We start from the raw sequence: 14,029 nt of genomic DNA on the forward strand, positions 1-14,029 counted from the left end.
GCACTCAGTCGACGCGCATAAGCTGCGACGGAAACGGCTGGGCGAGCAGGATCGCCTGATCGAAGGGGGCGGTCAACCATGCCTCTTCGTCATCTTCGTGCAGCAGCACCGGCATAGCCTTGGGATGAATCGGCGCGACCAGCGGGTTGGGATCGGTGGTGAGGAAGGCGAAGACGGCACCATCTTCCGCCGGGCGCCACACGCCGGCGAAACTGACGACGGGGCGACTGGGCACGTCGAACCATTGGAGCGGTAGCTTGCCGTCGTCGCCGCGCGTCTGACCATATTCACTGAATGCCGTGAACGGCACCAAGCATCGGCGTGCCGGGTTGATCAGCGCCGATCGCCAGAACGGCGAGGTGTAATTACGGACGTTCGTCACGCTCTTGTTGAGCAGCACCGGCTTGCCGGTCGCCTTGTCGATCCGCTTGCCCGGCACCTTGTGCGGGAAGCCCCATGCCATGACGTCCAGCACGCGCGCGCCATCATCGTCGCGCACCACAAAGGCCGGCTTCTCAGGAAACAGCTCAGGCGGCGGGATCGTGTGATCGGGCGGAAAAGGGGCGGCGATGCCGTAGCGCGCGGCGAGCGCGGCCTGCGCCTCGGTCATTCGATACCTGTTGCACATCGCCTGTCTCCCTCGGGCCAATGTGGGGGACGGGTCGGCCGGGCGCCAGCGCCCCGGTGCCCGGCCCCCCGGCCTTGCGACCCCGAAACGCGCGCTTTCCTCCCCGCCGCGCCCGCCCGCTTTCTATCTCGGTTTTGATGCAGCACCGCGACGCCTTGCCCACGAGGGCAGGACAGGGGCCAATCAGTGCACCTTCCGTGATGCGGATTGATGCGCCGTGACGCGCTTTCCGCGCACGCGCGGATGCGGTGGTGCGATGCGATTTTCGCACACTCCCCCCAGGCAGCCTCGGGGCGGCGCAAGCCGCCACGCTCGACAGCCGGTTCTAGGCGATCGAGAGCGTGGGCCGAGACGGTTGAGGTGTGGGGGGATTATCAAATTCAACGTATGGCCTCGCTACAGCGAGGGCATTCCTCCTATTCTTAAACCTTCCTCCGGGTTGCGGGCATTCTATGAACTCGCGCTCGGCACGAGAACGGGGCCACGTTCGAGCCCTTCTCGCATGCGCGCGAGCGTGGCAATCATCTCGGGGTGCGTGACGGCGGCCGGCGCTGCTGCGCGAGCGGCACCCAGCTTCTTCAGGCCGATGGTCAGGAAGTTCAGGAACGTCTCCCTAGCGGCACCCACGAGCTGCTCGGCCCATGCGAAGAAATATGCATTCGAAGTTTGCTCGAGCTGGGGGCCGGCTTGCCCCTCGGCGCCTTCTTTCGTCTTCGAGCGGCGCACCCAGTCGATCAGGCCGAAGGCTCGCAGCCGCGCCATCGACGCCTTGACGAAGCCATGGCTAAGGCCGGTTTCCGCAGCGATCGTGGCGTAGGTCGGGTACAGCTCGCCGGTCATGTGATTATGGCGGTCAAGCATGAAGGTCATTACCGCACGATCATCGCCGTGCAGGCGCTCCTGAGCGGCCGGCAGCTCGACCGAATCGCCGGCTCGCCGGGCAGCGCGAGCGTCACGAAGCGCGGCGAGGTGCTTGTGGCGCATGCTGTCGAAACTCCGAAGGGCGGCGGCCTTGAAGACGTTCCAACGCGCGCGATTGCGGTCCCCGTGGACCCGCCACGGCTTCGCCTTGCGGGTATCCTCGTGGTGGCTCTTCGGGCGAACGCGATCGGTCGGCTTCTCGGTGCTGCCGAGCAGGCGGCGACTGCGCATCAGATCGCCGAATGAGACGGCGCTCACGCAGCAAATCCGTTTGGAAAAGAGCAGCTAACCCATTGAAACTTCACAGCGGGTTTTTCCCTGTATTGGGAAAATTTGTCCGCTAAATCACCGGCTTACTTGGGAATCATAATCCGCGTGTCGGGGGTTCAAGTCCCTCCTCCGCTACCAAGCGTTCGTGTTTCCATTTTGATCAGGCGCTCCACTTGAGCTGATCCGGCCCACCGCCATTGTTGATGACGGCGAGGTATGCGCCGCGAACTGGCGTGTCCGCGGTTTCAATCCTCCGTTGGCAGCTTGCTTTATGCGCTTGTCTCAATTTGAGACAAAGTGATCCGAGGGCTCTGGATCGAAAGGCGAAATTCATCATTACTGACATAGTGGTAGATGCGAAGCAGGCGCGTCAATCGCGGTAATCGAGGAGCCGGGATCGCCAGCTCGGGACAATGTCGAGTAAAGAGGGGCGGTATCGCGTGTCGGTGACTTTCTATTCCCCGGCACCGATTCCACCGAACGAGGCCGTGCGAAACGCCGCCGTTCACGCATCGGGCCTGCTCGACCGAATGAACGATCCGGCCCTGAACGCCATCGCGAAACAGGCCAAGGAACTCTTCCACGCCGACTGGGCAGGCGTTGCGTTGATCGTCGATGATGTGCAGATCGTGATTGCCTCCTCTGGAGGCCAGATCGGTCGATACGAACGGGCGCGATCGATGTCGGCGCATGCGATCATCTCGCCCGAACAGGTTTTCTGTGTGCCGGACGCGCGATCGGCGGAGGCATTCGGCTCGAACCCATTCGTGCGCGTCGGATTGATCCGCTTCTTCGTCGCCGCGCCGCTCATCAACGAGGCGGGTTTGGCGCTCGGCGTCCTGTGCGTCTCGAGCCGAACACCGCGCCCGGCCATCGACGACGGCCAAGCCGATGGCCTACGGTCACTTGCCTCCCGGGTGTTCGATACTCTGCCAAACTCCTGAAACGGGACAGTCCGCCGACTGCTGTGGCGCGATTTGCTTAACAGGTGACGCGCGCGCTGTTAGGTGAGCAAGCACGCACGACGGTGAATGGGGCAGCGACGTGCGACGGGGGATTTCGATGAAATTATGGGCTTTTGCCGCGGCAGCAGCGGCAATCGTGGCACCGGAGACCGCCAGCGCGGCCGTCACGTACACGTTCGCCACGACCGAGCCGTTCGCGGGTGGCCCGCTCGAGTTCACGGTCAACACCGATACGTTCGTCGGAGAAGAGTGGATCCAGCGGGCGGCGCTGAAGAATGCGTCCACCGCTATCCAGCGGGTGCGCTTCGAGTCGACCTGCCCGAATGGTGGCGGCACAAGTGCCTGCGATCAGGTCAGCATCGTCGCGAGCACCGGTTTCGGCTCGACGCTCGTGTATCGCTATTTCAACGACGGTGCCTTTGCGGAGGCCGGCTCCTATCAGTCGAAGAACACCTCGACCGTCGCTGCGTTGACGGTGTCGCGGTCGCTTGCGCTCGCGGTGCCCGAACCCGGCACCTGGGTGACGATGGTGCTGGGCTTCGGCCTCATCGGCTTCGGTCTACGCCGCCGAACGATCCTTCGCTTTACCTGACGGGTTCGGGCGGTGGGTCAGGCGGCCATTGCAGCCACGACGTCGGTTTCCGACGCGACGTGATCCTCGATCACGCACCGGAAGTTGAGCCCGGGAACGCCATGGTCGCTGGGCACCGACGCCTGCGCCACCACCAACTGGTCGAGCGACTGCACCCGGGCGCCGCGCATGTCGGTGGCATGCGGATGGCGCTCGTGGAAGCGCCGTGTTCCCGTGGTCGCGACCACCCGGCCTTCGGTATCGACGATCGAGATCGTCGCGCGCTGTGACGATCGGTTCATGACGTCGATCAATCGGGCGACCTGTCCCTCGAAATCATATTCGAGATAGCAGACGCCGACCGTCACCCCCTCGACAACGACCGGCGCGACGAAAATCAGCACCTTGCGATCGTGCGACCAGGGATTGGACCACACCTCGTCGGTGGCCCAGCCGCTTGGCATCGGTCCATCCATCGCGGCCCGAAACTGACCGTAATTCTCGAAACGAACGGTCCGCACCGCGGCGTTGTCATGCGCGCAAACCCCGACTTGCCCGTCGGCCGCGACGACGAAAGCGTTGAGGAAATAGGGCGAAAAACCCAGCAGCGAGCGCATCCGCTCCAGCGCCCGTGCCTCGGCGCGGGCGTCGCCGGGCAGCAAAAGGCTCTCGCGCACGGCGTGATCGCTCGCCAGCACGCGTACGTCGATCGTGCGGTCGAACAACGTGCGCGACAGCGCGTCAGCGATCGATTGCGCCAGCTCGCCCAGGCGTCCACCTTCCAGCTCGCGCACCAGATCGGCCGCGATTTCGCTACCTTGATGAAGTCGACCGAGCAGATCTTCGCGGAATGCGCGCGAGGAGTTGCTCGCCTGCGCCGCGAGCGTCTTCACCTCCTGCGCCACCACCCCGAAGCCGCGCCCGGCCTCGCCCGAACGCGCGGCTTCGATCGCGGCGTTGAGCGCGAGCAGCCGGGTCTGTCCCGCGATCGCCTCCGACCGGTCGGCGTGCGCGGCGACTTCGGCGCTCAGCATTGACAGCAGGGACCGGATACGGCGCGGCATGACATCTCCATCGATGGTCGTGCCGGCTTAAAAGCGCCGGGTTAACCAACCGTATGGAAGTCGGTTTTCAGGAGAAAACCTGCATTAATCCCGGACTACCGGAACGCCGAACAGATCGTGCTCGTCGGCATCTTCGATCGTGACCGGCAGGATATCGCCGGGGGCGAGATGCCCGGCATCACGCAGATGCACTTCGCCATCGATCTCCGGCGCATCGGCCATCGATCGGCCGGATGCACCGCCGCTCTCGGCATCGACGGCGTCGACGATCACCTCCAGCGTCCGCCCGACCTTGGCGGCGAGCTTCGCGGCGGAAATCGCGGCGGTCTTTTCCATGATCCTCGCATAGCGCTCTTCCTTGACCGCCTCGGGCACCGGATCGGGCAGGGCATTGGCCGACGCACCCTCGACCGGCTCGAAGCGGAACGCACCGACCCGGTCGAGCTGCGCCTCGTCGAGCCAGTCGAGCAGATACTGGAAATCTTCCTCAGTCTCACCCGGGAAGCCGACCACGAAGGTCGAGCGGATCGCAATATCGGGGCAGATGTCGCGCCATGCCTTAATCCGACCGAGCACCTTGGCGTCGTTGGCCGGGCGCTTCATCCGGCGCAGCACCGCGGGCGCGGCGTGCTGGAACGGAATGTCGAGATACGGCAGTACTAGGCCGTCCGCCATCAGCGGGATCACCTGATCGACGTGCGGATAGGGATAGACGTAGTGCAGCCGCACCCACGGCGCGATCCTGCCCAGCTCGCGGGCCAGATCGGTCATGTGCGGGCGGACCTCCGCACCCTTCCACATCCGCGACTGGTCGCGAATGTCGATGCCATACGCCGACGTGTCCTGGCTGATGACCAGCAATTCCCTCGTCCCCGCCGCCACCAGCTTCTCGGCTTCGCGCAGGATCGCATCGGGGCGACGGCTGACCAGATCGCCGCGCAGCGACGGAATGATGCAGAAGGAACAGCGGTGATTGCAGCCTTCCGAGATCTTCAGATAGCTGTAGTGGCGCGGCGTCAGCTTCAGCCCGGCATCGGGGATCAGGTCAACGAACGGGCTCAGCGACGCGGGCGCGGCGGCATGGACCGCCTCCACCACCTGCTCATATTCATGCGCACCGGTGATCGCGAGCACGCCGGGGAAGCGCGTGCGGATCGTCTCGGCTTCCTTGCCCATGCAGCCAGTGACGATGACGCGCCCGTTCTCTGCAATTGCCTCGCCGATCGCCTCCAGCGACTCTTCCTTGGCCGAATCGAGAAAACCGCAGGTGTTGACCAGCACCACGTCCGCACCGGCATAATCGGCGGACATCTGATAGCCGTCGGCGCGGAGCTGGGTCAGGATCCGTTCGCTGTCGACCAGGTTCTTGGGGCAGCCGAGCGAGACCATGCCCACGCGGGGCGGTGAGGGGATTTGCGTTGCCATGGGATCGTTCGCACATAATGCGCGATGACGCGATTTGCCAGTGGCGGCGGCACACGCGATAGCGGCGACTGTTTCGGGACGGGAGGACGCGCGGATGCTGGCGATCGGATTGATGTCGGGCACATCGCTGGACGGGATCGACGCGGCGCTGATCGAAACCGACGGGCAGCAGGCGGTCCGTCACCTTGCGTTCCGCGGCGAGCCGTACTCGGACGCCGCGCGCGCGCAACTCGCGGAGGCGACCGCGACTGCGCTCACTTATCCTCGCCCGCGCTCCAGCCCCCCGCTGGTCGAGGCCGCAGCGCTGATCACGCGAACGCACGCGCTGGCGGTGCAGAAGCTGCTCCGCGATGCCGGTGTCGCGGCGGGTGACGTCGGCGTGATCGGTTTTCATGGGCAGACGGTCGCGCACCGTCCTGACCGGCGCTGGACGTGGCAGATCGGCGACGGTCAGGTGCTGGCCGATGCCACCGGTATTCGGACCGTCGCCGATTTTCGCAGCGCCGATGTCGCAGCGGGCGGGCAGGGGGCGCCGCTGCTTCCGATCTATCACGCGGCGCTCGCCGCCGGGCTCGACGGGCCGGTCGCTATTCTCAACCTCGGCGGGGTGGCGAACATCACGCTGATCGATGGCGGCGCGGCGATCGCCGCGTTCGACACCGGGCCGGCGAATGGCCTGATCGATAGCTGGGTGGAACACGAAAGCGGCGCACGCTTCGACAAGGACGGCGCGCTTGCCGCCGCGGGTCGGGTCGACGAAACGGTCCTGACCGCGATGCTCGACCATCCATTCTTCGACGCACCCTATCCGAAGTCGCTCGATCGCAACGATTTCACGATCCAGCCGGCGCGCGGTCTGTCGGCGGCGGATGGTGCCGCAACGCTAACGGCCTTTACCGCAGCCACGGTCGCCGAGGCGCTGACACTGCTTCCGCTCCAGCCCCGGCGCCTGCTGGTGGCCGGCGGGGGACGCCACAATCCCGCAATGCTACGGATGATTGCCGAGCGAACGGCGCTGCCTCTGGAGCCCGTCGATGCGCTCGGCTGGCACGGCGACGGGCTGGAGGCAGAGGGCTTTGCCTACATGGCGGTGCGGACTCTTGCGGGACTACCGATCAGCTTCCCGGGCACGACCGGCGTGCCTTATGCGATGCCGGGCGGGACGGTATTCGTCCCCTGGGCAGGCTAACGCCCGCCGCGCCTATCGATCCAGCGTCACGGTCGCGGGATGGTGGCGATCCAGATGCTTCTTGATTCGCTTCAGATTGCGCGTGTTCGAACGGTAGAAGAAGTCGGCGGCATCACCGACGAACGGGATCATCCCCAAGGCAGTGTCGAACCCGACCCGTGCCGTCATCCCGAGCAGCGCCAGCCGGCCCATGCCCAGGTTGCGCGCTTCCCACACCAGCCACATGCCCATCGCACCAGCGAAGAGATCGCCAACCACCGGCACCAGCCCCACGATCGCATCAAGCCCCACGCGGCGATTGATCCCGGGGATCACATACAATCCCTCCAGCAACCGTTCGACCGCCTCCACGCGGCGGCGTACCGCCACGGGATCGCGGCCGACCGGCAGCGCGTCGAAAAGACCGGCATTCAGCGGGGTGGGGCGTGCGTTCATGACCCTCAATTGGTGTCGGCGCGCAGGCGGTTCAATGGGTGCCACGCGCGTGGGTTCGGCTGCCACTGCCGCAGCCGTAGCGCGACCAGCGACCAGCGGAACGGGCGTGACAACGGAACGAACGCCACATCCTGCGTCAGCAACCGGTCGGCAAGCGCCGCCGCCTCGGCGCGCTGCGGCAGCGAGTCGGCCAGCCGCGCCGCTTCGATCGCGGCGCGTGCCTCCGGAGAGCAAGCGACGCACGCCTCAGCCAGATACCAGCGGGCATTGTCATAGGGCGCGACCAGATCGACCAGCCGCAGGTCCGCGGCCGGGTCTTCACTGGCGACGCGCAGCGGCTTGATGCCCACCGCGTACAGATCGCGCGCCAGATGCGCCCAAAGGAGCGTGCCGCCCGGCCCGCGGGGCAGCGCGATCCGCAGCACCGGCGCACTGCCTTGCGCCGCGCGCCACGCCATGACCCGCGAACGCGCCGCGGCGGGCCGTTGCTCGGGCGGCAGCGTTGCCCAGACCGGCACCATCGGCGGTGCGCCGGAATCGAGTTGCTCGGGCAGGATCGTCTCGCGCGCCGGCCAGTCGCCCGACACGCTTCCCGTCAGGTCCGCCCGGTCGATCGCCTGCGCAACCGCGCCGCGGTTGGCAGCGTCGGCCAGAAAACCCTCGCGTCGCACGATCGCGAGCCCGAACAGCCCGGCGGCGGGATCGATCCGCACGTTGGCGGGCGCGGGGTTGGCGGCCTGTAGCGTCGGCCAGTCGTCGATCGTCCCCCCGGAGACGAGGTCCGAATGACGTTCGACGAAGCGTAAGATGGCAAGTGCCGCGCGTTCGCCGCGCAGCAGGACATTCTGTTCGGGGGTCGGTCGCTCCTCATCGGGGTCACGATCCGGGTCGAGCGCGGGTGTCAGCAGGATGCTGTCGCGCGTGCCGTCACGCCGTCGGAACGGTCCGGCGCCGCCGGCCTTGCCGGGCCGTACCAGGGCCAATTCGGGCTGCGCGAACAGTTTGAGCAGATCGGGGCGCGGCCGCGCCAGCTCGATCTCGATCACCTCCGGCGTCATCTCGACGATCGAAGCGACCGCGGTCAGATAGGGCGCGATGCGATTGTCGGCGGCACGCGCGATCTGTCGGCGGAGCAGCGGGACGACATCGCGCGCACGAACCGGCGTGCCATCGGCCCATTCGGCATTGCGCAGGCGAAAGATGTAGCTGCGTCCGTCATCGATGACGATCCACCGCTCCGCCACCCCGGCTTCGATTTGTCCGACAGCATCGAAGCGGACCAGGCCTTCGGCGAGCGAGTCGGTGAGCAAGCGGTCACCGGCCTGAAGCGCGCTGCGATCGCGTTCGGCGAGCTTCGGTTCGGCGCCGATCACGCTCACCACGACCGCGCCGACATCGGGGCGCCGCCCGCAAGACGGCGTCGCGAGCGCCAGAAGACAGAGTGCACCCAGACGAACGATGCTGGTGCGGGCGGCGGGACTCGAACCCGCACGCCAATGGCAGAGGATTTTAAGTCCCCAGCGTCTACCGATTCCGCCACGCCCGCGCATCATCGGCCACGAAGCGGTTGCGGGGCGCCACGTCAAGCCGTTGCGGCGCCCATTGACGTCACGCGACGTTGAGGCGGACGCGCATTTCCTTGCCGGGCTTGAAGAACGGCACGCGCTTCGCGTCCACTTCGACCGTCTCGCCAGTGCGCGGATTGCGACCAACGCGTGCATCGCGAGCGCGCGTAGAGAAAGCACCGAAACCGCGCAATTCGACACGACCGTTTGCGGCCAGCCGCTCGGTGATCTCATCGAAGAAGGTCGAGACAATTGCCTCGACATCCCGCTGGGACAGGCTCGGATTGTCTTTCAACAATGCCTGAACCAACTCCGACCTGATCATTGTCCGCGTTTCCTTAGAGCTTGGATTACGTTCACAGCGGTCTGATACAGGTAAGTTTGTACCCTCGGTAGCACCGATCTGGCAGCGATTGTGCAAAGTGGGTCACCCAAAAGTCAGGCAAATAAAAAGGGGACCGGCCAGCGGCCGATCCCCCAGATGCCATAAGGCAAGGTCGCTTACTTCTTGGTGTCGCGCGCCTTGAGCGCCTCGCCCAGGATGTCGCCCAGCGACGCACCCGAGTCGGACGAACCGTACTGCGCCACGGCCTGCTTCTCCTCGGCGATCTGCATCGCCTTGACCGAGAAGGTCGGCTTCTTGGAGCGGTCGAAGCCCGTCACCATCGCGTCGAACTTCTGGCCGACCTGGAAACGCTCCGGACGCTGCTCGTCGCGATCGCGGCCGAGGTCGGTGCGCTTGATGAAGCCGGTCGCGCCATCGTCGCCCGCCTGCACTTCGAGGCCCGCGTCGCGGACTTCGAGGACGGTGACGGTGACGACCTGGTTCTTGCCCAGGCGATCGCCCGCGCCCGCCGCGACCGGACCGCCGCGCTCGAGCTGCTTCATGCCCAGCGAGATGCGCTCCTTCTCGGAGTCGATGTCGAGCACCACGGCCTGAACCATCTCACCCTTACGGTGCAGGTTCAGCGCGTCCTCACCCGACACGCCCCATGCGATGTCGGACATGTGGACCATGCCGTCGACGTCGTTGTCCAGGCCGATGAACAGGCCGAACTCGGTGGCGTTCTTGACTTCGCCCTCGACAGTCGAGCCGATCGGGTGCGCGGCGGCGAACGCCTCCCACGGGTTGTTCTGCGCCTGCTTCAGGCCCAGCGAGATGCGACGCTTGTCCTCGTCGACCTCGAGCACCACCACTTCGACTTCCTGCGAGGTCGAGACGATCTTGCCCGGATGGACGTTCTTCTTGGTCCAGGACATTTCGCTGACGTGGACCAGGCCCTCGATGCCGGCTTCCAGCTCGACGAACGCACCATATTCGGTGATGTTCGTGACGCGGCCCGACAGCTTCGCGCCGACCGGATACTTGGCGGCGGCGCCATCCCACGGATCGCTCTCGAGCTGCTTCATGCCCAGCGAGATGCGCTGCGTGTCCTTGTTGATGCGGATGATCTGGACCTTCACGGTGTCGCCGATGTTGATCATCTCGCTCGGGTGACCGACGCGCTTGTAGCTGAGGTCGGTGACGTGCAGCAGGCCGTCGATCCCGCCCAGGTCGACGAACGCACCGTAATCGGTGATGTTCTTGACGACGCCGTCGATGATCTGGCCTTCATGCAGCGACTGGATCAGGCCCGAACGCTGCTCGGCGCGGGTCTCTTCCAGAACGGCGCGACGGCTGACGACGATGTTGCCGCGCTTGCGGTCCATCTTCAGGATCTGGAACGGCTGCGGGATGTCCATCAGCGGGGTGACGTCGCGCACCGGGCGGATGTCGACCTGCGAACCCGGCAGGAACGCCACGGCGCCGTTCAGGTCGACGGTGAAGCCGCCCTTCACGCGGCCGAAGATCACGCCCTCGACGCGCGCGGTCTTGGCGAATTCCAGTTCCAGCTTGTCCCAGGCGGCTTCGCGGCGTGCGCGGTCGCGCGACAGCATCGCTTCGCCGTGCATGTTCTCGACGCGGTCAACATAGACTTCGACTTCATCACCGACCTTCAGGTCGGCCTTCTGGCCCGGCGCAGGCGCGAATTCGCGCAGCGGCACGCGGCCTTCGCTCTTCAGGCCGACGTCGATGACGACCAGGTCGTTCTCGATGGCGGTAACGGTGCCCAGCACCACGCGGCCCTCGAAGCTGTCGGCGCCGCCGAACATGTCATCGAGCATCGCCGCGAATTCGTCACGCGAGGGAGTTGCCACTGAGGCCATAAAAGAAATTGTCCTATGTCGTTTTCCGGCCAGGCGGTTGGTTCCGCCGGTCTTGGCCATCACTGTCGCACCGGCCCCGTGCCGGGCGCGACATCCGTTCGATCTGGGGAGCGGCGGGGGCTATTCGCGGATGTGCGAAAAGGCGCGAAGGGCAAGCCATCGCGCCGCGCCTCCGCGAGCCACAGCCCGCCGGACCGCCGCGCCCTAGCCGAAAAGCGCTCGGCAAGCAAGGTTGACAATCCTTGCCAATCGATCACATCTTCACGTCATGGCCACGATGAACATCTCGCTCCCCGATGCCATGAAGGACTGGGTCGAGCAGCAGGCCGCGACCGGCCGCTACAGCAACTCCAGCGACGTCGTGCGCGACCTGATCCGCCGCGAACAGGTGCGTGCGGAGAAGATCGCGAACATGCAGCGGCTGGTGGATGAAGCGCGCGCGAGCGGGATTGATCCACGGTCAGTCGATGAGATCATGGCCGACGTGCGCGCCAAGGCAATGGAGGCCAGCTCTGTCGCGGTTCCGGCTAAGGCGTAGGGCATCGCTCGATTTCGAGGCGATCTATCTCAGCGGAGTGGAGCGATTTGGTGCCGAGCAGGCAGACAGCTATGCCGCCGGATTTTGGCGGACGGTCGAGTTTCTGAGTCAGTTTCCGCACGCCGCTCGATTACGGTATGAACTCGAGCCCCCGGTCAGAGCTTACCCATATCGCGCGCATTTGATCGTCTACGACGTTCGTGATGAAGGCATCGAGGTTCTTCGTATCCGCCACGCCCGAGAGGACTGGCAGCACAACGCCTGATCAGCCTCGCGACCGCGCATCCACCAGCGCGATCGCGCGCGATACCGCCGCGTCGATCGACAGAAAGCTGGTATCCAGTTCCATCGCGTCTTCTGCGGCCACCAGCGGCGCGGTCGAGCGGGAGCTGTCGCGATCATCGCGGGTGCGAATGTCGGACAGCACCTGATCGTAACTGATCGCACCGCCGCGCTTGTGGAGTTCGTCATGGCGCCGCCGCGCGCGGATCGTCGGGGTCGCGCGCACGAACAGCTTCGCATCGGCATCGGGCGCGATCACCGTCCCGATGTCGCGACCGTCGAGCACCGCGCCGCCCGGCTGGTGCGCAAAGCGCCGCTGCCGCTGGAGCAGTGCCGCGCGGACCAGCGGATGCGCCGACACGATCGACGCGACCTGTCCGGTGGCATCGTCGCGCAGGATCGGGTCCGACAGCAGTTGATCGTCGAAGTCGCACGCCGCTACCGCATCGGCCTCGATCGCGGGGTCAAGATCGAGCCGCGTCACCTGCGTCGCCACCGCACGGTACAGCAGCCCGGTGTCGAGATGCGGGATGCCGTAATGACGCGCGAGCGCGCGCGCGATCGTGCCCTTGCCCGAGGCCGCGGGGCCGTCGACCGCGATGATCATGCCTCGGCCCCCGACAAGTGCGCGAGCTGTTGATAAAAGGCCGGATAGCTCGTCGCGACCGGCGCGATGTCGTCGATCGTCACCGCATCGCGCGCGTGCAGCCCGGCGACCGTCATGCTCATCGCGATCCGGTGATCGAGTTTGGTCGCAACCGTGCCCCCACCCGCGATCTTCTCCCCGCCCGAGCCATGCACGGTCAGCCCGTCCTCATGTTCGTCGGTCGCCACGCCATTCGCCGACAACGCGGCGCGCATCGCGGCGATCCGGTCGCTCTCCTTGACGCGCAACTCTTCGGCCCCGCGCGCCACCGTTGTGCCCTCGGCAAAGGCGGCGGCGACGAACAGCACCGGATATTCGTCGATCATCGATGGCGCGAGATCGTGCGGCACCACGATCCCGGCGAGCGTCGCATGGCGGACGCGCAGATCGGCGACCGGCTCACCACCGACGACCCGTGCATCGAGTTCGGTGATGTCCGCACCCATCATGCGGAGTGCGGTGAGCAGTCCGGCGCGGGTCGGATTGAGCCCGACATTCTCGATCACGACGTCGCTGCCCGGCACGATCGACGCCGCGACCATCCAGAACGCCGCCGACGACGGATCGCCCGGCACGACGATCGACTGCGGCTTCAGCTCCGCCTCGCCGGTCAGCGAGATCACGCGCCCGCGCGGCCCCTGTTCGACGGTCAGCTGCGCACCGAAGCCGGCGAGCATCCGCTCGCTATGGTCGCGCGTCGGCACGGGCTCGATCACGCGCGTGATGCCGGGCGTATTGAGCGCAGCGAGCAGCACCGCCGACTTCACCTGCGCCGAGGCGACCGGCAGCTCATAGTCGATCGGCACCGCCGGGCAGGCGCCGCGCACCATCAGCGGCAGCCGCGTGCCCGGCGACGCCTCGAACGACGCACCCATCTGCGCCAGCGGCACCGCGACGCGCGCCATCGGGCGCGACGACAGCGAGGCGTCGCCGGTGAAGGTCGCGGTGATCGGATGGCTGGCGACAAGGCCCATCAGCAGCCGCGTAGACGTGCCCGAATTACCCATCTCCAGCGCCTGCGTCGGCTGGAGCAGCCCGCCGACGCCGACACCTTGGATGCGCCAGACGCCATCCTCGCCGCGCTCGATCGTCGCGCCCAACGCGCGCATCGCCGCGGCGGTGGCGAGCACGTCCTCGCCCTCCAGCAGCCCTTCGACGCGGCTTTCGCCGACCGCCAGCGCAGACAGCATCAGCGAACGGTGGCTGATCGACTTGTCGCCGGGAACGCGGATCCGTCCCGCCAGCCGCGCGGGCGAGGGGACGGTGAACGGAGCGGGGGAGGAGGAATGCGCCATGCGCGCCGCGCCTTGCCAGCCGCCTTG

14 protein-coding genes, 1 tRNA gene and 1 pseudogene are annotated in these 14,029 nt (G+C 66.3%); 5 read left to right on the forward strand and 11 right to left on the reverse strand.

Annotated elements, in window-relative coordinates; all coding sequences use genetic code 11:
* Positions 1-4: 4 nt before the first annotated feature.
* Entirely contained in the window at positions 5-628 is a 624-nt protein-coding gene (locus SPHPH_RS0103205) for an SOS response-associated peptidase (protein WP_028965387.1), read from the reverse strand.
* Positions 629-1,078: 450 nt separating this feature from the next.
* Positions 1,079-1,807 (reverse strand): helix-turn-helix domain-containing protein, encoded by a 729-nt coding sequence (locus tag SPHPH_RS21015; RefSeq protein ID WP_156025802.1) that lies wholly within the window; start codon positions 1,805-1,807, stop codon positions 1,079-1,081.
* Positions 1,808-2,259: 452 nt separating this feature from the next.
* Here SPHPH_RS21015 and SPHPH_RS0103220 point away from each other — a divergent pair, with 452 nt between their 5' ends.
* Together SPHPH_RS0103220 and SPHPH_RS0103225 are read left to right on the forward strand one after the other, a co-directional pair.
* On the forward strand, positions 2,260-2,763 hold the full coding sequence (locus SPHPH_RS0103220) for a GAF domain-containing protein (RefSeq protein ID WP_162143911.1): 504 nt from the start codon (positions 2,260-2,262) through the stop codon (positions 2,761-2,763).
* A gap of 118 nt (positions 2,764-2,881) precedes the next feature.
* Entirely contained in the window at positions 2,882-3,376 is a 495-nt protein-coding gene (locus tag SPHPH_RS0103225) for a PEPxxWA-CTERM sorting domain-containing protein (RefSeq protein ID WP_081668476.1), read from the forward strand.
* A gap of 17 nt (positions 3,377-3,393) precedes the next feature.
* On the opposite strand, the pseudogene SPHPH_RS21655 reads toward SPHPH_RS0103225, so the two are convergent.
* A pseudogene (locus SPHPH_RS21655) lies at positions 3,394-4,344 on the reverse strand (cache domain-containing protein); the annotation flags it as partial.
* A gap of 159 nt (positions 4,345-4,503) precedes the next feature.
* On the reverse strand, positions 4,504-5,844 hold the full coding sequence (gene rimO, locus SPHPH_RS0103235; protein WP_037487983.1) for a 30S ribosomal protein S12 methylthiotransferase RimO: 1,341 nt from the start codon (positions 5,842-5,844) through the stop codon (positions 4,504-4,506).
* A 94-nt stretch (positions 5,845-5,938) separates the two neighbouring features.
* Between rimO and SPHPH_RS0103240 the strand changes: the two genes are divergently transcribed.
* Positions 5,939-7,033, forward strand: coding sequence for an anhydro-N-acetylmuramic acid kinase (locus SPHPH_RS0103240; protein WP_028965394.1), 1,095 nt, complete (start codon positions 5,939-5,941; stop codon positions 7,031-7,033).
* Between the two features lie 12 nt (positions 7,034-7,045).
* Here the strand turns inward: SPHPH_RS0103240 and SPHPH_RS0103245 are convergent, their stop codons facing one another.
* The 5 genes from SPHPH_RS0103245 to rpsA all read right to left on the reverse strand — a co-directional run bounded on the left by SPHPH_RS0103245 (position 7,046) and on the right by rpsA (position 11,241).
* The gene (locus tag SPHPH_RS0103245) at positions 7,046-7,468 is read right to left on the reverse strand and encodes a DUF4112 domain-containing protein (RefSeq protein ID WP_037487986.1); all 423 of its coding nucleotides are present in this window, start codon (positions 7,466-7,468) and stop codon (positions 7,046-7,048) included.
* Positions 7,469-7,473: 5 nt separating this feature from the next.
* Entirely contained in the window at positions 7,474-8,847 is a 1,374-nt protein-coding gene (locus SPHPH_RS0103250; RefSeq protein WP_028965396.1) for an ABC transporter substrate-binding protein, read from the reverse strand.
* A gap of 83 nt (positions 8,848-8,930) precedes the next feature.
* Positions 8,931-9,014: transfer RNA gene (locus SPHPH_RS0103255), tRNA-Leu, on the reverse strand.
* Positions 9,015-9,076: 62 nt separating this feature from the next.
* Positions 9,077-9,358 carry an integration host factor subunit beta gene (locus SPHPH_RS0103260; protein WP_028965397.1) on the reverse strand — a complete coding sequence of 94 codons (282 nt, stop codon included), beginning with the start codon at positions 9,356-9,358 and terminating at the stop codon, positions 9,077-9,079.
* Between the two features lie 176 nt (positions 9,359-9,534).
* On the reverse strand, positions 9,535-11,241 hold the full coding sequence (rpsA, locus tag SPHPH_RS0103265; protein ID WP_028965398.1) for a 30S ribosomal protein S1: 1,707 nt from the start codon (positions 11,239-11,241) through the stop codon (positions 9,535-9,537).
* Positions 11,242-11,518: 277 nt separating this feature from the next.
* Between rpsA and SPHPH_RS0103270 the strand changes: the two genes are divergently transcribed.
* Together SPHPH_RS0103270 and SPHPH_RS20670 are read left to right on the forward strand one after the other, a co-directional pair.
* Positions 11,519-11,779, forward strand: a complete 261-nt coding sequence (locus SPHPH_RS0103270; RefSeq protein WP_337587817.1) for a type II toxin-antitoxin system ParD family antitoxin — start codon at positions 11,519-11,521, stop codon at positions 11,777-11,779.
* Complete coding sequence (locus tag SPHPH_RS20670) at positions 11,709-12,044, forward strand: type II toxin-antitoxin system RelE/ParE family toxin (protein ID WP_238302865.1); 336 nt, start codon at positions 11,709-11,711, stop codon at positions 12,042-12,044. Before SPHPH_RS0103270 ends, SPHPH_RS20670 begins: the two co-directional genes overlap by 71 nt.
* Here the strand turns inward: SPHPH_RS20670 and cmk are convergent, their stop codons facing one another.
* Entirely contained in the window at positions 12,045-12,668 is a 624-nt protein-coding gene (gene cmk, locus SPHPH_RS0103280) for a (d)CMP kinase (RefSeq protein WP_028965400.1), read from the reverse strand.
* Positions 12,665-14,002: a 3-phosphoshikimate 1-carboxyvinyltransferase gene (gene aroA / locus SPHPH_RS0103285; RefSeq protein WP_028965401.1), complete on the reverse strand. Its 1,338-nt coding sequence runs from the start codon at positions 14,000-14,002 to the stop codon at positions 12,665-12,667. Before aroA ends, cmk begins: the two co-directional genes overlap by 4 nt.
* Between the last annotated feature and the right edge of the window lie 27 nt (positions 14,003-14,029).

This window comes from Sphingomonas phyllosphaerae FA2 (genome assembly GCF_000427645.1).
GTDB classification, from domain to species: domain Bacteria; phylum Pseudomonadota; class Alphaproteobacteria; order Sphingomonadales; family Sphingomonadaceae; genus Sphingomonas; species Sphingomonas phyllosphaerae.

What these genes read in the sequence shown, in the direction of transcription:
- SPHPH_RS0103205 (WP_028965387.1), bottom strand. Translation starts at nt 628, where the DNA reads ATGTGCAACAGGTATCGAATGACCGAGGCGCAGGCCGCGCTCGCCGCG.
- SPHPH_RS0103225 (WP_081668476.1), top strand. Translation starts at nt 2,882, where the DNA reads ATGAAATTATGGGCTTTTGCCGCGGCAGCAGCGGCAATCGTGGCACCG.
- rimO (WP_037487983.1), bottom strand. Translation starts at nt 5,844, where the DNA reads ATGGCAACGCAAATCCCCTCACCGCCCCGCGTGGGCATGGTCTCGCTC.
- SPHPH_RS0103240 (WP_028965394.1), top strand. Translation starts at nt 5,939, where the DNA reads ATGCTGGCGATCGGATTGATGTCGGGCACATCGCTGGACGGGATCGAC.
- SPHPH_RS0103245 (WP_037487986.1), bottom strand. Translation starts at nt 7,468, where the DNA reads ATGAACGCACGCCCCACCCCGCTGAATGCCGGTCTTTTCGACGCGCTG.
- SPHPH_RS0103260 (WP_028965397.1), bottom strand. Translation starts at nt 9,358, where the DNA reads ATGATCAGGTCGGAGTTGGTTCAGGCATTGTTGAAAGACAATCCGAGC.
- rpsA (WP_028965398.1), bottom strand. Translation starts at nt 11,241, where the DNA reads ATGGCCTCAGTGGCAACTCCCTCGCGTGACGAATTCGCGGCGATGCTC.
- SPHPH_RS0103270 (WP_337587817.1), top strand. Translation starts at nt 11,519, where the DNA reads ATGAACATCTCGCTCCCCGATGCCATGAAGGACTGGGTCGAGCAGCAG.
- SPHPH_RS20670 (WP_238302865.1), top strand. Translation starts at nt 11,709, where the DNA reads ATGAGATCATGGCCGACGTGCGCGCCAAGGCAATGGAGGCCAGCTCTG.
- cmk (WP_028965400.1), bottom strand. Translation starts at nt 12,668, where the DNA reads ATGATCATCGCGGTCGACGGCCCCGCGGCCTCGGGCAAGGGCACGATC.
- aroA (WP_028965401.1), bottom strand. Translation starts at nt 14,002, where the DNA reads ATGGCGCATTCCTCCTCCCCCGCTCCGTTCACCGTCCCCTCGCCCGCG.